Genomic DNA, 18,732 nt, shown 5'->3' on the forward strand with positions numbered 1-18,732 from the left:
CGTCGCCCGCTGGGATTTCATCTCGATTTTGCTCACCGCAAAACGAGTGAAATCCCCTTTTAGGCGGTCGGGCGACGGAGTTTTCGCACACGGTCGAGTTTTTCGCGCGCCTGCGCGATTCACCTATTATTCGGCTATCGCCGAAATCGCTGAATCGCTCCTTTAGGCGGGGCGCGCGACCGAGCTTTGCCCCGCCTGAAACTGCCCTGCGCGGGCGGCGTCCGGGTGACCCCGGCGGGACGGAGCGATACTGCGTATCGCTTAAGCAGCTTGGCCCAGTTCTTGGTGCGCGCTGGGGAAATCTTGTCAAAACACGCAAGCGAGCTTTGATGATTTCCCTCCTAAGGCGGGACGCGCGGGTCAAGCTTTGACCCGCCTCGAACTGTTCTCTTTGTGAACAAAGAGAACCAGAAAAACTTTAGAGCGCATCCCTACGGGATGCTCTGGCTGGATATACCCGCATACGCAAAGCCTCGGCCCAACCTATTGCCCGCGCGCTCGACTTCCGACAAAGTCCACTCCAATCGGCGGGCAAAGGTACGAAAATTCCCACAAACTGCTACGCCTATGATTTACAGCCTTTTATACATTTTTTTCAAAACGATCGCCCGAATGGTGGAAATCACGATATAACCGGCTATTATTACGGCCGGAGCGGCCAATCGCAAAATCACAATCAATAAAACGGAAATAATCAGAAAAACGTATCTGAGTTGATTCCCTCGCCAAGCCAATGACTTGAATTTCAACGAAAACATTGGCATATCGCAGACCAAAAGGGCTGAAAAAACCACGCTCAGCCCGACGAGCACGGCGGGACAGGAAATCCACCCGATCTGCCCGATCATCAGGGACAAGGAGACGAAAAACAGCGCGCAGGCCGGGGTCGGAAGGCCTCGAAACTCTTCGTGCTGCCGCTCGTCGATATTGAACTTGGCCAGCCGCAGTGCGGAACAGGCTGCGATCAGAAATCCGACATACGGCAACCATCCGCCCGCACTCGCCGTCAGCCTCAGCAACATATAGACGACAGAGGCCGGAACGAGTCCGAAACTGACCATATCGGCCAGCGAATCGAGCTCTTTACCGATCGGCGAGCTGACATGCAACAACCGGGCAACGGCACCGTCGCAAAAATCGAACACGGCTGCTGCGATCACGAGCCAAAATGCTGCTCGAAAATCGTGTTCGAGAAACAACACGGAAACTGCCGCGCAGCCTGAGAGCAGATTGCACAGTGTGAGCAGGTTGGGTATGAATGCGATTATTTTTTTCATCTGTTTTCAGGGGTCGGGAACGGTGGCCCGAATCGGAGGCAAATGTACACAATATTCTTTTCATCCTCCCCGCCCCGGGCTTCCGCACCATCGACGATGGCGCACTGTGGTACGTCAATAACAGCGGGTATAGCTGGGCTGCTACAGCCAGTGACATCCATGGTATGTACTTGAGCTTCCACGCGAAAGCACTCCACCCCAGCAACTCGACGCACCGTGCCAGCGGTCTTCAGTTGCGCTGCCTCTCGGAATAAACGGAAGCTACACCCGCCCCGGGCTACCGCGATCGTGACCAAGGTGTAACATACGGAGTCGGGAACGACGGGTACAGCCAATCGGCTGCGTCCCGAGACACATTTGGAGTATTCTTATGGTTCGGCACGCAAGATCTATTTCCTACCACGGCAACATTCCGTGTCCTCGGTCTTCAGTTGCGTTGCCTCTCGGAATAAACGGAACCCACTGGGTGTCTTAATGGCTGTATCTACACCTAATACCCCATTTACGCAAAAACCTACAAAACACGGCAAACCCACTAAAGTCATGCGCTTCACCCGTTCAACATCATCCCGCCATCGCTCAGCTGGCGCACCCGGCCGGAAGCCAACAACCGGCGCAACATCGTCAGAACCATCGTCGGACAACCCTCCACCGCAGACAACAAAGCACGCAAGGTCACCGACCGGCCGGCCGGAGCCGTCTCCAACACCCGCACGATATCCCCCTCGATCCGACCGAAAGCATCGCTCGCCCGGAACATCTCGTCGGCCCGCCGCGACAAACAAACGTCGCAAACTCCGCACGGTTCCGGATGCGGCTCGTCGAAATACTCCCTCAACAGCACGCTCCGACACTGCGAGCCGTTCTCCGCATATTCCGCCATCGCCGCGCCCCGCAACTCCTCCAGCTCCCGCCGCCGGTGATAGGTCGCCGGAGCGATCGCCACATCCCCGACCGGCAGCCGCTCCTCGTGCAAAATCAACAGAGGCGAACTCCGACGAGGGATATATCGGATCACCCGCATCACCGAGAGTTGGTAAAGCAGCTCCTTCACCCGCGCCTCCGTATACCCCGACATCCGGGCCAGATAGGCCTCGTCCACCGCCACGAACTCCGTAAACAACCCCGTATAAAGCCGCAACAGAATCCGAAGAAAGCTGTCCAGCTCCGTTCGATCGACCCGCAATTTGTAGAGCTCCTCGCGCGACATGCGGAACATGATCCGGGTCGGATTATCCAGCACGTCCGTCAGCGTCATGTAGCCGTTCAGCTCCAGCAATTTAATCGCATAAAACGCAGTAAGCGAATAGAATTTGAACCGTTTCGCGAACTCTTCCAAATCGAAATCGAAAACCGCCTCTTTCCCGCCCCCCACCGTCACCTGTAAGTGGTTGAAAATCGCTTCGTAGACCTGTCGCACCGTCTCCAACGGCGGATAGGTCGTCTCGATGCGCCGCCGCGCCGCCGTCGTGTCCATCCCGTTGTAGAGCAACACCGCATAAGCGGGCAAACCGTCCCGACCGGCTCGTCCCGCCTCCTGGTAGTAGGCCTCCAGCGAATCGGGCATCCGTTCGTGGATCACGAACCGCACATCCGGTTTGTCGATCCCCATCCCGAAGGCGTTGGTGGCCACGATCACCCGCACGTCGCCCCGCAGCCACGCCTCCTGTTTCGCCGCCCGCAGCCGGAACCCCAGACCGGCATGGTAAAAATCCGCCGCAATCCCCTCTCCGGTCAGCATCGAGGCGATCTCTTCGGTCGCCTTCCGCGTGCGCGCATAGACGATGCCCGAGCCCTCGACCCGACGGATCACTCGTAACATCTGGTCGGTCTTGTTCTCGCCGTTCCGCACCACGAACCGGATGTTCGGCCGTGCGAACGCCCCCCGGAAAACCGCCGGATCGTCCAACTCCAGATGCCGCCGGATATCCTCCAGCACCAGCGCCGTGGCCGTGGCGGTCACAGCCAGAAACGGCACGCCCGGCAGCCACTCCCGCAGGCGGGCGATCCGCAGATAGGAGGGGCGGAAATCATACCCCCACTCCGAGATACAGTGCGCTTCGTCCACCGCCACCAACGCGACCTCCATCTTCCGCACACGGGTGTGGAAAATCCGCGTCTCGATCCGTTCCGGGGCGATGTAAAGCAGCTTCACATCGCCATACACGCAATTGTCCAGCGCGATATCGATCTCGCGGGCCGACATGGCGGAATGAATCGCCACGGCCCGCACGCCGCGCCGCCGAAGGGCGTCGACCTGGTCTTTCATCAGGGCGATGAGCGGCGTGATCACGATGGTCACCCCGGGCAAGGCCAGCGCGGGCACCTGATAGGTGAGCGACTTGCCGCCGCCGGTGGGCAACAGGGCGACCGTATCGCGTCCGGCCACCACCGAGTCGATAATCTCGCGCTGCAAGGGACGAAAGGTCTGATAGCCCCAGTATTTTTCGAGTATCTGCCTGGGGTCCGGCATGCTCTGATTAGTCGTCATCTTTCGGAACCGTAAAATAAACCGCATCGTAAGTCCGGTCGCTGCTATACCACGTCACGCCCTCCTCCGTCACCACATAGGCCCGCACCCGATATTTCATTCCTTTGCGGACATCATACGTGCTGCTGACCCGAACCTCGTACGACGAGCCGAGCACCGATCGGGCATCTTTCTTATGGTCTGAAACGGTGGGCGTCCCATACGAAGCGTAGTCCCAACAAAAACCCCTCTCTCGAAACTTCTGTCCCCGATCGTTCGCAATCCGAACCCGAAACGTAACCGATCCGTCGCTCGCCACCCGGGCTTCGAGGTCGCGGAACTCCACCCGGAAGTCGCTCGACCGGATATAGAGCGTCTGCACCTCGCCGTAGACCCGCCCGGCGGCGTTTTCGGCATAGGCCCGATAACAATAGGTCTTGTCCAACGGAATCCCCTCGATCCGCGCCGTCATCCGGCCGACGGTGCCCCTGACCTCGACCTCCTTGCCGGAAAGATCGGGGCGGGAGGTGGGGCCGTGGCAAATCCCCCGCTCGGTGATTCCCACGCCGCCGTCCGAAAGCACCTCGCCTGCCACGACTGCCGTCGCCGCCGTATGGCTCACGACCCGCGAGTCGGTTCGCACCGTCGGCAGATACTGCTCGTAAGGCGGCACCTCTACCGACCGTACCGCACCATAGCCCCACCCGTACTCCGTCGTCACGAAAGCCCGATAGAGCCACCGTCCGGGTCGATCCACTGTCCGGGCCATGGAAAATCCGCCGTCCGCCGACGGGGTCACCGTCCGCCAATGTGTCATATTCCGACCGAAATCCTCCTCAGCGATCCGCCATTCGATCCCGGCGCGCACCTCCCGAGCGCCATGCGTCTCGACAACCCGTCCGGAGGCGGTCACCCGCCGGATCGATACCGTAGCCCCGCCGGCGGTCTCGACCTCGGGCAAGAGCTCCGGAGCCGGAATCCGCACGTGGGTCGAATCGCCATACCGCAGTTCCCAATCGTCCTCCAAATAAGCCCACACGGCATACTCGATCCCCCGCCGCAAGGTATCGATCCGGGCCCCGAACGTCTCTCCGACCGATATCCGCGAGGCCGCCTGCTCGGGCGCCGTTCCGGGCTTCGCCAGGCAGAAGCCGCGCCGCTTTACGCTCCCGTCCGTCTCGCCCACGACCGAGGAGGACAACTCCACTGTCCGCCCGTCTTCGGCAACCGCCCACTGCGGCTTCGCCGGCACGGCCCATATTCCGCCGTCGACCTTCGGAAAGACCTGCACGTAATCGCCGTATGCCATCCTCCCGGTCGCCGTCCGGACATAAGCCCGAATCACCACCTGTGTTTCGGCTCGGGAACAAAAAACGGTATACCGATTCTTCCGGCTCGGATCCTCCAGCCCGCTGCCATCGCCGTACTCCGGCAAACGGCGCGACGGATCGACGTCGCACAGATAGCAGACTCCCAACGAGTAGCGTTCCGCAGGCATGTTCCGTCCGGGCACCAGCAGCACTTCAACGGTCGCCTCGGACTTCCGGGTCGCCACGATCCGAATGTCTGCCGAGAGCCGCCCGTCGCTCCCGCCCGTACCGCCTCCCGAGGGGCCGCTCCACGGCTCGTCGACCGTCTCGCACCCGAAGAGAAGCGCGGCAAACGACAAAAACAACGCCCTCCAACGGGCTATACCTGACCTATTGTACTTCATATCGTCCGAGCCTCTGTCACCAAACAAATTTACGCAAATTAATCGTACCTTTGCTTCTCGCATTCATTCGACTGTATTTTTTAAGCAAATGCCACGCATTATATCTCCTTCTTTTTTGTCTGCCGACTTCCTTCGGCTGGGCGAGGCGGCCGAAACGGTCAACCGCAGCCGCGCCGAATGGTTCCATCTGGATGTGATGGACGGGATGTTCGTGCCGAACATCAGTTTCGGGCTGCCTGTCGTCAAGGCGTTGAGGAAAGCGACGGACAAGACGCTCGACGTCCACCTGATGATCGTACAGCCGGAACGCTATGTGGCCGATTTCCGAGAGGCGGGGGCGGACTATCTGACGGTGCATGTCGAGGCTTCGACGCATCTGCATCGGACGTTGCAGGCGATCCGCGACGCGGGAATGCGGGCGGGGGTGGCGCTGAATCCGCATACGCCGGTGTGTGCGGTGGAGGAGGTGGCGGAGATGGCGGACATGATCCTGATCATGAGCGTCAATCCGGGTTTCGGCGGGCAGCGGTTCATCGCTTCGGCGCTGGACAAGATCGGCCGAATGAAAGACTTGCTCCTGAGAAAAAACAGCACGGCGCTGATCCAGGTGGACGGGGGGGTGAATGCGGAAAATGCGGCTCAGCTGTTCGCGGCGGGGGCGGATGTCCTGGTGGCGGGAAATGCGGTCTTCGGGGCGGAGGATCCGGTGGCGGCTATCCAACAACTGATTGAAGCATAATTCAAAGTACAATTTATTTGTATTTCCGCTCTTAGCGACCGTATTCAACTGTTCTCTTTGTGAACAAAGAGAACCAGAAAAACTTTAGAGGATGCTCACGCATCCTAAAGCTGCCGGCAGCCCAAATCTCGGTTTGTTCGCTGGGCTGTGGTTTTCCGGCGTGGGCGCATTGGGGTAATACTCGCATTATAGCGCCCCGCCGAAAACCCAGCCCGACAGACTCACGAAGACTGAGGACTGCGGAGCCTGAGGCGTAGCGTAGCTAGCTAAAAGTCTTTTGGGTACCTTTTGCCCGAAGGCTTCCTCGCGCTAACTCGGCATAGCCCGCAAGCGGTCTCTGCTCGCGTAACGCCGCTCGGCTCTTCAGAAAAGGTACGGTTCCATCCGGCTCGAAGAATCAAGCATACTAAATATAAATTGCGTTAAATCATATGTTATCCGCAGATAATTTGACCGTTTCGTTCGGCGGCAGCGACCTGTTCCGCGACGTCTCGTTCCTCATCAACCCCAAAGAGCGGATCGGGCTGGTTGGCAAGAACGGAGCCGGCAAATCGACCATACTCAAGATTATAGCAGGCCTTCAGACCCCGACTTCGGGGACGATTTCAAAGACCGACGACTGCACCGTCGGCTACCTGCCCCAACAGATGCGCGTGGCCGACGACACCGACCTCATCACCGAGTGCGGAAAGGCCTTTGCCGAGATCATCGACCTCGAACGCGAGATCGCCCGCTGTACGGACGAGATATCGACACGCACCGACTACGAATCGGACGAGTATGCACAGCTGCTCCACCGGCTGCACGAAGCCACCGAACGGTACCACCTGCTGGACGGCGACAACCGCGATGCCGAGGTGGAAAAGACCCTGCTCGGGCTCGGGTTCAAGCGCGAAGAGTTCAACCGGCCCACCTCCACATTCTCTGGCGGGTGGCGCATGCGGATCGAGCTGGCCAAACTGCTGCTGAAGAAGCCCACGCTCTTCCTGCTCGACGAACCCACGAACCACCTCGACATCGAGAGCATTCAGTGGCTGGAGACCTATTTGCAGAATTACGGCGGGGCGGTGATCCTCATCTCGCACGACCGGGCCTTTCTGGACAACGTCACCAACCGGACGATCGAACTCTCGTGCGGGCGGGCGACAGATTATAAAGTGTCGTACAGCCGCTACGTCGAACTGCGCGCAGAACGGCGGCAACAGCAGATCGCCGCCTACGAGAACCAGCAGCGGATGATCGAAAAAACGGAAGAGTTCATCGAAAAATTCCGCTACAAACCGACCAAGTCGAACCAGGTGCAGTCGCGGATCAAGCAGCTCGAAAAGCTCGACCGGATCGAGATCGAGGAGGAAGACAATGCCACGCTGAACATCCGTTTTCCGTCGGCTCCGCGCTCGGGACAAGTGGTCGTGGAGGCCAAGGAGGCCGGCATGACCTTTCCCGCGAAGGGAGACAAGGCGGAGAAACATGTCTTCTCGGGGGCCAATATCATAGTGGAGCGAGGCGAAAAGGTGGCCCTCGTGGGGCGGAACGGCGAGGGAAAGACCACTTTCGTGCGGATGGTGCTGAACGAAATCGCCGCGACCGAGGGTTTCACCAAAACGGGGCATAATGTGCACATCGGCTACTTCGCCCAGAACCAGGACGACCTGATGGACGGGGAGTTCACGGTATTCGACACGCTGGATCGGGTGGCCGTGGGAGATATCCGGACACGGCTCAGAGATATCCTGGGGGCTTTCCTCTTCCGGGGCGAGGAGATCGACAAGAAAGTCAAGGTGCTGAGCGGCGGCGAGCGGTCGCGGCTGGCGATGGCCCGGCTGATGCTGGAGCCGTACAACCTGCTGATTCTCGACGAACCGACCAACCACATGGACATGCGGTCGAAAGATATCCTCAAGCGGGCGCTGATGGCTTACGACGGGACGGTGCTGGTGATCTCGCACGACCGCGAGTTTCTGGACGGGCTGGTGAGCAAAGTCTACGAATTCCGCGACGGGCGGGTCAAGGAGCATCTGGGGGGGATTTACGACTTCCTGAGGGCCCGGCAGATCGAAAACATGCGCGAGATCGAACGCTCCGCCTCCCCTACTCCGGCGATTTCCGCCAAGCCCACCGCGCCGAAACAGCCGGAGCCGAAGAAACAACCGGAGCTCTCGTACGCCGAAAAGAAAGAGCGGGATCGGCAGGTGACACGGCTGCGGAACGCGGTGGCCAAATTAGAGGGCGAAATTGCGGAACTGGAGCGACAGACCTCGGCTCTGGAAACGCGCCTGATGGATCCGGAACAATATACGATGGCCCTATTCGAAGAGTACAACCAACTGAAAACCAAACTGGACACCACGATGCAGGAGTGGGCCGAAACGACCGAAAAATTAGAAAATCATGGCATTCGATAACGACAACCCTTCGACGAAAAAGAGTTTTTACCGCCGGCCGGCAGATGCGGATCCTAAACGCGAAGGGGAGGATTTTCGACCGCGGCCTGTCACGGAGCGCAAGCGGAGCGACAAATCCAAACCCGCATTCGACAAAAAGGCGGAACGGAAGGCGCCGGAAAACGTGATTTTCGGCATCCATCCGGTGCGCGAGGCGATCGAAGCGGGGACGGAGATCGAAAAAATCTACTTCCGAAAGACGGCAGGCGAGACGCTCGCGGCGGGGGAGCGGGCGCATGTCGGCGCGGCGAACGCCCTGCGGGAACAGGCGCTGGAGGCGGGCATCCATATTCAGGAGGTACCGGTCGAAAAGCTCAACCGGCTGACCCGCAACGGGAACCACCAGGGGGTGGCGGCGGTCGTGGCGGCTATCTCCTATAAGGACATCAACGAGCTGGCCGAAGAGCTCGAAACGAAAATCGCGGCGGGCGAAACGCCGTTAGTCATGCTGATGGACTCGGTGACCGATGTCCGGAACTTCGGTGCGATCGCCCGGAGCGCGGAGTGTGCGGGGGCGGCGGCTTTGATCATGCCGGCCAAGAACTCCGCCCCAGTCAATGCCGAAGCGATCAAGAGTTCGGCGGGAGCGCTGACCCTGATTCCAGTCTGTCGGGCGGGATCGCTCAAGGGAGCCATCGCGCTGCTCAAGGGGATCGGCATGCAGTGCGTGGCGGCTACGGAAAAGAGCAATACGCTGGTCTACGAAGTCGACTTCACGAAACCGACCGTCATCGTCATGGGGGCGGAAGACAAAGGCATCTCGCGCGAGGTGCTGCGGTTGTGCGACGTCGAGGCGGGCATTCCGCTCGTGGGGCGGATCGAATCGCTGAACGTAAGCGCGGCGGCGGCCGTTATCCTCTTCGAAGCGCAGCGGCAACGGTTCGAACGGCAATAACGCCGTCCGGAGTCCGGAAGGCCGCTTCCGGGAAAAAGGGGCTCGCAGCATCGCGAAGCCGAAATAAAATTCTATATTTGCACATTGCATTGACCGACGCCGGTCGTCGTCGCCGAAAGTTTTTCCACCCGGTCTCCTCTTGGTGACCGCGATGCGGAAAATATGCTTTCACCCGCTTTATGACACAGAAAGAGAACCATATACCCATCTCCGCAACGCCGACGCCGAGACACGTCGCCATCATCATGGACGGCAACGGTCGTTGGGCGAAGGGACAGGGCGAAGAGCGGCTCTACGGGCATCGGCACGGGGTGGACACGGTGCGCGAAGTGGTGCGGACGGCGGCGGAAGCAGGGGTCGAATACCTCACGATCTATGCCTTCTCGACCGAAAACTGGGGACGGCCGGAGGAGGAGGTGGACGGCATCATGTCACTCATTGCCGGAGCGATTCTCTCCGAGCTCGACACGCTGACCGGAGCGGGGATTCGGATGAACTTCATCGGCGACCTCGCGTCGCTGCCGCAGACCTTGCAGGAAAGCATCCACAAGGCCCGGACGGCGGAGATTCCGGAGGGCAAATTACGGATGACACTCAACGTAGCACTCAACTACAGCGCCCGGTGGGAGCTGACCGAGGCGACCCGGCAAATCGGGGAATGCGTCCGGCGAGGAGACTTGAATCCGGAGGAGATTACGCCGGAACTGATCTCGGCGCACCTGACCACCCGGGGGATGCCGGATCCGGAACTTCTGATCCGCACCAGCGGCGAACAACGCCTCAGCAACTTCCTGCTGTGGCAACTTTCTTACACCGAACTCTATTTCACCGACACCCTTTGGCCGGAATTCGACGGAGCGCAATTCACCCGGGCTTTGGAGGCGTACCGGCAACGAGAACGACGATTCGGACGGCTCTGAAACCAACGGCGACAGACCGACCGCTATAGATATACCACGTCAAAAGAGACAAGACCGAACACTGAGACGCATGAGGATGGTAAGACGACTGATTTTCGCAACGATACTGATCGTGACAACGGGAGCCGTATCTATTGCCCACGGGCAGCAGATCGCCGCTCCCGACTCCATATTCCGGGTCATGAGTTCCATGATGCCGATCTACGACTCCCTGCTCGGCCAGTCGGTCGACCGGGAGCTCGACGCCTTGCCGCGGGTCGATTTCAAAGCCCAGCCGAAACCGTATGTCGTTGGTAAAATCCGCGTGCACGGGGCTCTGGCGGTCGATCCCCAGATGATCGTCGACAACCTCGGGATTGCGGTCGGCGATACCATCACGATTCCGGGAGAGGCCATTACGATCGCCACGCGGGGATTGCTCGACCGGCGGTTCTTCGCCAATATGAAGGTCGGAACCACGATTCGCGACCGGGATACGGTCGATCTCGACCTCTACGTGCGTGAAAAGTTGCAGGTGCGCGGCTGGGACTTCGTCGGCGTCAAGGGGAGCGAACGGAAAGACCTCGAAGAGAAGCTCCGGCTGAGGCAGAATGCCGAACTGTCGGACTACCTGCTGACCACCTGCATGAACCTCATCCGGAAATACTACGACGAAAAGGCCTTCCGGAACGCCAAAATCGACTACACGGTGACGCCGGATTCGCTGGTCAAGACGGCGGTGATCGTCCACTTCAACATCGACCGCGGCGACAAGGTGCGGATCGGCGAGATTCAGTTCGACGGAAACGACCACCTCTCGGCCAAAAAGCTGGCCCGCTCGATGAAGAAGACACACAAGGTGAGTATCAACATCTTCCGCAGCTCCAAATTCAACGAAAAAGATTTCGAAGAGGATTTGGAAAAGGTGCGGAACTACGCCAAGTCGCAGGGGTATCGCGATGCCGAGATCGTTGCCGACTCGCTCTACCCCATTCCCGGCAAACCGAAGCGGATGGGGATCTACATCAAACTTAAGGAGGGGAACAAATACCACTACCGGAACATCAGCTGGTTAGGCAACACCCTCTATCCGACGGAGACCTTGGCGCGGACGATCGGCCTGAAATCGGGAGACGTGTACGACAGCGAGACGATGAACACCCGGCTCAACGGACAGATGCCGACCGACATGTCGATCGCGAATACCTATAAGGATCAGGGATATCTGGCCTTTATGGCGGATCCGGTGGAGACGGTCGTGCCGGGAGACTCGGTGGACGTCGAGATCCGGATTATCGAGGGGAGCCAGTTCCGGATCAAGAACGTTACCTTCGACGGGAATACACGGACGAACGATCATGTGATCCGGCGCGAACTCTCGACCATGCCGGGCGAACTCTACAGCCAGGCTTTGCTGATGCAGACCTACCAGCGGCTGGCGACCATGGGACAGTTCGACGCCGCCACGCTGATGCCGAACGTCAATCCGAACGTACAGCAGGAGCTGGTGGACATCAACTACTCGCTGACCGAGGTGCCCAACGACAAACTCGAACTCTCCGGGGGTTGGGGCGCCGGGATGTTTATTGCCTCCGTAGCGGTCAATTTCACAAATATCTCGTTGCGCAGCTTCTTCAACAAAAAGGCCTGGCGACCGTATCCGGCGGGAGACAACCAGACCATCGGACTCCAGGTGCAGACCAACGGGAGCTACTATCGGGCACTGTCGGTGAACTTCATCGAACCGTGGCTCGGAGGGCGGAAACCGACCTCGCTCTCGGTATCGTTCTACACCTCGCGCGAGACCAACGCCTATCATCTGGGACAGAAAGCGACGGCCCACTTCGGAACCATCGGCGGAACGGTCGGAATCGGGAAACGACTCAACTGGCCGGACCAATACTTCGTCTTGTCGGCGGGGCTGACGATGCAGACCTACAACCTCTACAACTGGGACTACTTCATCGTCAAGGACGGGAGCTGCAACACGCTGGCGCTCAATTTGGGATTGTCGCGCAACTCGGTGGACGACATTCAGCAATACCCGACCCGGGGATCGAAATTCGATATTTCGGCGGCGCTGACTCCGCCGTGGTCGGCATTCGACGGAAAGGACTACAGCAAGCCCATGACCGACCGCGAACGCTACAAATGGATCGAATACCACAAGTGGCAGCTGAATGCCCAATGGTTCGTGCCGCTTTCGAGCAACAACAAACTGGTGCTGATGGCACGGGCGCAGTTCGGATACCTGGGACATTACGACAAGAACAAACCCTCGCCGTTCGAAGGATTCCAGATGGGGGGCGACGGGTTGTCGGGCTACAGTATGTACGGGGTGGAGACCATCGGGTTGCGCGGGTACAAGAACAATGCCCTGACTCCGATGGCGGATTACGGGATTTACGCCCGGATATTCAGCAAATACACCGTCGAAGTGCGTTATCCGCTGGTGCGGACGGCGGGAACTTTGGTCTATGCACTGGCTTTCGGCGAAGCGGGGAACGCTTTCACCGAACTCAAAGAGTTCAAACCGTTCAGCCTGAAACGGTCGGCGGGGATCGGGCTGCGAGTCTTCCTGCCTTACCTCGGGATGCTCGGGATCGACTGGGGGTACGGCTTCGACCAGACCTCCGACTCGAACGGAAAGGCTGCAGGGAGCAAATTCAGCTTCTCGCTCGGCCAGACTTTCTAATCTCGAAAAAAAGCACGATGTTTGCATAGAGAAACCAATCGGAAAACAAAATAACACATATCACACCATGAAAATTGCAAAGAAATCCCTCTTCGTCGCGGCTACGGCGGCACTCTTGTTTATCGGCACCGGGATGGCGAATGCACAGCAGAAGTTCGGCTACATCAACTCGCAGGAACTGATCGCAGCGATGCCGGAAAGCGACTCGGTGCGGGTGCAGCTGGCACAGCTCAGCAACGACCTCGAAAGCCAGTTCACCTCGATGCGGGAAGAGATGAACCGGAAAAGCACGGAGTTTACCAACGGACTCAGCACCATGTCCGAAACCATCCGGAAACAGAAAGAAAAAGAACTGATCGATTTGCAGACCCGTTTGGAAGAGTTCCAGCAGTCGGCTCAGCAGGAACTCAATGAGAAACAGATGGAACTGTTCCGTCCGGTGATGGAAAAAGCACAGGCTGCGGTGGTGAAAGTGGGTAAAGAACAGGGACTCACGGCGGTATTCGACTTGGTTGCGGGGGCGTTGGCCTACTACAACGAGTCGGAGATGATCAACGTGCTGCCGTTGGTGAAAAAATCGCTCGGGATTACGAAATAATCGGATTTCCGATTCGACACCTGACGGACGCCGCCGAAAATTTTCGGCGGCGTCCTCCTTTTTCTTATCTTTGTTACCCGTAAAACCCGACGCACGCATGCACTCCGACCCTCGCTCCCCCATCGGCATCATCGACTCCGGCATGGGCGGCATCAGCATCCGGACAGCGATTGTCCGGGCGATGCCTCATGAAGGGACACTCTATTGGGCCGACACCGCCCACTGTCCGTACGGCGGCAAAGCGCGGGAAGAGATCGTGGGGCTGGTACGGGCCGGCGTCGAGAGGCTGCTGGCGGAAGGAGTCAAACTGATCGTCGTGGCCTGCAACACCGCGACGACCGCCGCGATCGCCACCCTCAGACAAGCGTGGCCGGAGATGCCTTTCGTCGGCTTGGAACCCGCCGTGAAACCGGCAGCGGAGACAACGCAAAGCGGGGTGATCGGTGTGCTCGGGACGGAGTTCACCGTCCACAGCGAGATGTTCCGGACTACGGCCCGGCGATATGCCTCGGGCGTGCGGGTAATCCCGGTAGCGGGGAACGGACTGGTCGAAGCGGTCGAACGGGGACTCGAAGAGGCGCCGGAGACGGAGCGATTGCTGCGCGGCTACATCGAACCGCTGTTAGCGGCGGGAGCGGATCGGCTGGTGCTCGCTTGCACCCACTTCCCGCTGCTCGCACCCCAGATCGAACGCATCATCGACGGACGCGACATGCGCCTGATCGATCCGGCAGAGGCCATTGCGCGGCACACGAAAGAGATTTTAGCCACATCCGGCCTGCTTTATGAACCGGACGGAGCCACGACAGAGGCTCCGACACACCATTTTATCAGCACCGGCGGAGCCGAAGCGGCCGAACGACTGCGGCTCCGCGCCGAACAATACGCCGCCCGACTGCGGAAGCGATAACACCCTATGGCCACCGGCAAACGACAAACCGACGAACTCGTCCGACGTGCACAGCGCGATCGGGAACTCCGCCGCAAACCGGCGGAGCGCTCCGGTGCGTCCTCCCCGGATCGGCTCCGGACGGAGCGGGTGCAACGGGTGACCAGCCGGCGGACGGCTTCAACGGAGGCTTCCGATAACAGCCGGGCCCGGCGGGACTACTCACCTGCCGCCACCCGCAAGGCCTCTTCGTCACGATCGGGCGCGGCGACCCCGACAAATCGAGCCAAAACGAAGCCGACCACCCGACCCTCCTCCTCCAACAACAAAAGGGCGAAACCGACCAAACGTCCGGCGTCTCGGATCGATCCGGAGAGTCAGGATAACCACACCGACCGGTATATCTGGCTCAGTCTGATCCTGCTCTTTCTGTCGGGCTATCTGGCCGTTTCGACCTTCTCTTACCTCATCTACTGGGACGTAGACCAGAACATCGCGACGTGGAGCAACCTCTTCGTCGATGTGCGGCAGGACGCCCTGAACTGGGGAGGACGCATCGGAGCTATTCTCGCACAAAGCATCATCGGCCGCTGGTTCGGCATCTTCGGTGAACTCGTGCCGGTCATCCTCTTCTGCATTGCGCTCAAGTTACTGCGAGTAAGGGCTTTGCGAATCCGGCGCGTTATCCGATCGCTCATCCTGCTGATGATCGTCGGGTCGATCGGCGCAGGACACTTCTTCGGCCCCGATCCGCAAATTATCGGCTCCGGATGGGGCGGAGCTCACGGCATCTTTATCGCCCAGTGGCTCAACGCCATGATCGGATACGAAGGGACGTCGCTGCTGATCATCGCAGCGTTCGTGGGGATTCTCTACTACGCCAATCATTTAGCCATCCGGCACGCCGTTTCGAAATACCGGGCATACGCCCGGCGCAAGCGCGAAGAGCGACACGTGCGGCAAGAGCTGGAACGTTTGCAGGCCCGGAAAAAGATGATGCGCCTCAAGGCAGAGGCCGAAGTCCGGCGGCAGGCATTGGCCGAACAACAACCGGCCCCGGGAATGGATGCGGAACCGGCGACACCGCCGACCGATGGAGAGACGAAACCGGCTCCTGCTGTCGCTGAGATCGCAGCCGACGAGGCTGCGCCGCAGAACGAACCGGAAACGGTGCCTCTTCCTCCGCCCGTCTACGAACAGCCGCCTTTGGCGATGGAGATGATGGGAACGGAGATTGAGCCGGATGCGCCGATGTATCCGGAGTACCCGATACAGAACGGGGGGTATTCGCCTTTCGTCGATCCGAACTGGACGGCACAGGAGAGTGCCTTCACCTACGAGACCGCTTATCGGCCCGAGGCGGCTGAACGGGCACGTCTGGTACAGAACTACGACGGTTCGTGGGGCTACCTGATGGGCTACGACGAGTGGAGCCAGCCCATCATCTACTCGTTCGACTGGCAGAGCTACTATTACGATCCGTATCGTTACTCGGCCTCGATCGCACCGCCTGTTCCGACAGGGATCGTGCCGGAAAGAACGGAAGCGGTGGAAGAAGAGGTACCGTTCACCGTCGCGACGAGACCGATAGAGGAACCGGCTATGCCGCCTTCCATGTCGGTACCTGCACCGACACCGGCTGCGGAGACGGAAAAACCGGCGACTACGGCACGAAAAGTTCCGTTGCAGCCGACGGTCGAGGAGCCGATTGTGGCTCCGCAGCGACCGGTCTTCACACCCGAACCGACGACCGAAAGACGGCCGGAACTGCGTGCGACGGAGGGGGAAGAGGAGACGGGGAGTTTCATCGTCGAACAACCGGAAGAGGAGCAGGTGGAGGACGAAGTGATCAACAACAGCGACCTGTACGATCCGACTTTGGAACTGTCGCACTACCGGAAACCGCCGATCGAGCTGCTGGACGACCATACGAAACGGGTGGTCGTCACCGACCAGGAGTTGGTCGAGAACAAGAACCGGATCGTCACGACGCTCGAAAACTTCGGCATCCGGATCGACACGATCGAAGCGACGATCGGGCCGACGGTGACGCTGTACGAGATCGTCCCGGCGCCCGGGGTGCGGATCAGCAAGATCAAAAACCTCGAAGACGACATCGCGTTGAGCCTTTCGGCATTAGGGATACGAATCATCGCGCCGATTCCGGGCAAGGGGACGGTGGGGATCGAGGTACCGAACAAGAACAAAGAGGTCGTTTCGATGTACTCGGTCATCAAATCGCCGCGATTCCACGACTCGCGGGCCGACCTGCCGGTGGCGCTCGGAAAGACGATCCAGAACGAAACTTTCGTCTTCGACCTCGCCAAGATGCCCCACCTGTTGGTGGCCGGGGCGACGGGACAGGGGAAATCGGTCGGGCTGAACGCCATCATCACCTCGCTCCTGTATAAGAAACATCCGGCCGAACTGAAATTCGTGCTGGTGGACCCGAAAAAGGTCGAACTAACGCTGTACTCCAAGCTCGAAAAGCACTTCCTCGCCAAGATGCCGACCGAGGACGAGGCGATTATCACCGACACGCAGAAGGTGATCTACACCCTCAACTCGCTGTGTATCGAAATGGACGCCCGGTACGACCTGCTGAAGGCGGCCAAGGTGCGGAACATCAAGGAGTACAACGAAAAGTTCATCAACCGGCGGCTCAATCCGGAAAAGGGGCATCGGTTCCTGCCCTACTTTGTGGTGATCGTGGACGAGTTCGCCGACCTGATTATGACCGCCGGGCGAGAGATCGAGACTCCGATTGCCCGAATCGCCCAGCTGGCACGGGCGGTGGGGATTCACCTGATTATCGCGACCCAGCGACCGACGACGAATATCATTACGGGGGTGATTAAGGCCAACTTCCCGGCACGGATCGCGTTCCGGGTGACCAGTATGATCGACTCGCGGACGATTCTCGACCAGCCGGGAGCCAACCAGCTGGTGGGACGCGGGGATATGCTCATCTCCACGGGGAGCGAAGTTACACGCGTGCAGTGCGCCTTTATCGATACGCCTGAAGTCGAGCGGATTACGGATCACATCGAGCACCAACAGGGCTATCCGTCGGCTTACGAACTGCCGGAATACACGCCGGAGGGCGACGACTCGTCGTCTTCTGCGGCGAGTGGCGATGTGCAGGCCAAACGGGACTCGCTGTTCGAAGAGGTGGCACACTACGTGGTGGCCAATCAGCAGGGTTCGGCTTCGACCATTCAGCGCAAATTCTCGATCGGTTTCAACCGGGCAGGACGGCTGATCGACCAGTTGGAGGCTGCCGGCATCGTGGGGCACAGCGAGGGAGGCGGGAAACCGCGACAGGTATTGGTCACCGATCCGATGTCGCTGGAGATGATCCTCGACAACCTATAACCCATTGCGATTCAAGCTGTTTATGAAACGTTTCCTCCTCCTTTCGATCCTTTTCCTGAGTTTCGCCGCCGTCCGGGCCGACCAGCATTCGGAAACGCTGCTGAACGCCGTGCGCACGAAAATTCAGTCGTACAAGAACTATCGGGTGGGCTTCACCGCCACGATTGAAGGCGAGGGGACGACGGCAGGAACCTTGACGGTGAGCGGTAGGCGATTCGCCGCCTCGGTTTTCGGACAGGAGCTCTATTACGATGGGACGACGCTGTGGAACTACCTGCCGAAGGCACAGGAGGTGACTGTCGAGCAGCTCGATCCGGCCGATCCGAACATCCTTTCCAATCCGGCGAAGTTAATGAACGTCGATCCGAAAGATTTCGAACACAGCTCTTTACCGGCCGTCACGACGACGCAGGGAAAGAAATTGCAGGTGGTGAATTTGAAACCGAAACAGACGACGGCGGATTACACGGCCCTGACGCTTTACATCGATCCGGCGACCTCGCTGCCGGTACGCATCTCGATCGCGGCGACGGGAAACGATCGCCCAATCGAGCTGCAAATCAAAGAGTGGAAAGTCAACATTCCGGTGACGGACAAGACGTTCCGTTTCGATCGGGCTTCGCACCCGGACACCGAAATCATCGATTTTCGGTAAGTTTATCGGATCATGGGTATCCGATTCAATCGCCGGGCAACACCGCCCCGGGCTACCGCAACTCCGGATTGGGCATAACGGG

12 protein-coding genes are annotated in these 18,732 nt (G+C 59.3%); 9 read left to right on the plus strand and 3 right to left on the minus strand.

Annotation, left to right across the window (positions count from 1 at the left end; genetic code table 11):
- Positions 1–572: 572 nt before the first annotated feature.
- From pssA to ACTO3O_RS04520, 3 genes are all read right to left on the minus strand, one after another.
- Positions 573–1,277 (minus strand): CDP-diacylglycerol--serine O-phosphatidyltransferase, encoded by a 705-nt coding sequence (gene pssA, locus ACTO3O_RS04510; protein ID WP_297830318.1) that lies wholly within the window; start codon positions 1,275–1,277, stop codon positions 573–575.
- Between the two features lie 550 nt (positions 1,278–1,827).
- Positions 1,828–3,750 carry a RecQ family ATP-dependent DNA helicase gene (locus ACTO3O_RS04515; protein WP_297830316.1) on the minus strand — a complete coding sequence of 641 codons (1,923 nt, stop codon included), beginning with the start codon at positions 3,748–3,750 and terminating at the stop codon, positions 1,828–1,830.
- Between the two features lie 7 nt (positions 3,751–3,757).
- Positions 3,758–5,461, minus strand: a complete 1,704-nt coding sequence (locus ACTO3O_RS04520; RefSeq protein WP_297830313.1) for a hypothetical protein — start codon at positions 5,459–5,461, stop codon at positions 3,758–3,760.
- Positions 5,462–5,549: 88 nt separating this feature from the next.
- On the opposite strand from ACTO3O_RS04520, the gene rpe reads away from it, so the two are divergent.
- From rpe to lolA1, 9 genes are all read left to right on the plus strand, one after another.
- A complete protein-coding gene (gene rpe / locus ACTO3O_RS04525) occupies positions 5,550–6,200 on the plus strand; it encodes a ribulose-phosphate 3-epimerase (protein WP_297627330.1) in 651 nt (216 codons plus the stop codon).
- 431 nt (positions 6,201–6,631) lie between these two features.
- Positions 6,632–8,605 carry an ABC-F family ATP-binding cassette domain-containing protein gene (locus ACTO3O_RS04530; protein ID WP_297627328.1) on the plus strand — a complete coding sequence of 658 codons (1,974 nt, stop codon included), beginning with the start codon at positions 6,632–6,634 and terminating at the stop codon, positions 8,603–8,605.
- Positions 8,592–9,539 carry a 23S rRNA (guanosine(2251)-2'-O)-methyltransferase RlmB gene (gene rlmB, locus ACTO3O_RS04535; RefSeq protein WP_298081071.1) on the plus strand — a complete coding sequence of 316 codons (948 nt, stop codon included), beginning with the start codon at positions 8,592–8,594 and terminating at the stop codon, positions 9,537–9,539. The genes ACTO3O_RS04530 and rlmB overlap by 14 nt, the downstream gene beginning before the upstream one ends.
- A 179-nt stretch (positions 9,540–9,718) precedes the next feature.
- Positions 9,719–10,459 (plus strand): polyprenyl diphosphate synthase, encoded by a 741-nt coding sequence (gene uppS, locus ACTO3O_RS04540; protein WP_297830309.1) that lies wholly within the window; start codon positions 9,719–9,721, stop codon positions 10,457–10,459.
- A 76-nt stretch (positions 10,460–10,535) separates the two neighbouring features.
- Positions 10,536–13,133 (plus strand): BamA/OMP85 family outer membrane protein, encoded by a 2,598-nt coding sequence (locus ACTO3O_RS04545; protein WP_297830307.1) that lies wholly within the window; start codon positions 10,536–10,538, stop codon positions 13,131–13,133.
- Positions 13,134–13,200: 67 nt separating this feature from the next.
- On the plus strand, positions 13,201–13,731 hold the full coding sequence (locus tag ACTO3O_RS04550; protein ID WP_297830304.1) for an OmpH/Skp family outer membrane protein: 531 nt from the start codon (positions 13,201–13,203) through the stop codon (positions 13,729–13,731).
- Between the two features lie 97 nt (positions 13,732–13,828).
- A complete protein-coding gene (gene murI, locus ACTO3O_RS04555; RefSeq protein ID WP_297830302.1) occupies positions 13,829–14,641 on the plus strand; it encodes a glutamate racemase in 813 nt (270 codons plus the stop codon).
- Between the two features lie 6 nt (positions 14,642–14,647).
- Entirely contained in the window at positions 14,648–17,995 is a 3,348-nt protein-coding gene (locus ACTO3O_RS04560) for an FtsK/SpoIIIE family DNA translocase (RefSeq protein WP_297830300.1), read from the plus strand.
- Between the two features lie 22 nt (positions 17,996–18,017).
- A complete protein-coding gene (gene lolA1 / locus ACTO3O_RS04565) occupies positions 18,018–18,650 on the plus strand; it encodes an outer membrane lipoprotein periplasmic chaperone LolA1 (RefSeq protein ID WP_297830298.1) in 633 nt (210 codons plus the stop codon).
- Positions 18,651–18,732: the final 82 nt, after the last annotated feature.

It is taken from the genome of Rikenella sp. (assembly GCF_056799795.1).

What these genes read in the sequence shown, in the direction of transcription:
- pssA (WP_297830318.1), bottom strand. Translation starts at nt 1,277, where the DNA reads ATGAAAAAAATAATCGCATTCATACCCAACCTGCTCACACTGTGCAAT.
- ACTO3O_RS04515 (WP_297830316.1), bottom strand. Translation starts at nt 3,750, where the DNA reads ATGCCGGACCCCAGGCAGATACTCGAAAAATACTGGGGCTATCAGACC.
- ACTO3O_RS04520 (WP_297830313.1), bottom strand. Translation starts at nt 5,461, where the DNA reads ATGAAGTACAATAGGTCAGGTATAGCCCGTTGGAGGGCGTTGTTTTTG.
- rpe (WP_297627330.1), top strand. Translation starts at nt 5,550, where the DNA reads ATGCCACGCATTATATCTCCTTCTTTTTTGTCTGCCGACTTCCTTCGG.
- ACTO3O_RS04530 (WP_297627328.1), top strand. Translation starts at nt 6,632, where the DNA reads ATGTTATCCGCAGATAATTTGACCGTTTCGTTCGGCGGCAGCGACCTG.
- rlmB (WP_298081071.1), top strand. Translation starts at nt 8,592, where the DNA reads ATGGCATTCGATAACGACAACCCTTCGACGAAAAAGAGTTTTTACCGC.
- uppS (WP_297830309.1), top strand. Translation starts at nt 9,719, where the DNA reads ATGACACAGAAAGAGAACCATATACCCATCTCCGCAACGCCGACGCCG.
- ACTO3O_RS04545 (WP_297830307.1), top strand. Translation starts at nt 10,536, where the DNA reads ATGGTAAGACGACTGATTTTCGCAACGATACTGATCGTGACAACGGGA.
- ACTO3O_RS04550 (WP_297830304.1), top strand. Translation starts at nt 13,201, where the DNA reads ATGAAAATTGCAAAGAAATCCCTCTTCGTCGCGGCTACGGCGGCACTC.
- murI (WP_297830302.1), top strand. Translation starts at nt 13,829, where the DNA reads ATGCACTCCGACCCTCGCTCCCCCATCGGCATCATCGACTCCGGCATG.
- ACTO3O_RS04560 (WP_297830300.1), top strand. Translation starts at nt 14,648, where the DNA reads ATGGCCACCGGCAAACGACAAACCGACGAACTCGTCCGACGTGCACAG.
- lolA1 (WP_297830298.1), top strand. Translation starts at nt 18,018, where the DNA reads ATGAAACGTTTCCTCCTCCTTTCGATCCTTTTCCTGAGTTTCGCCGCC.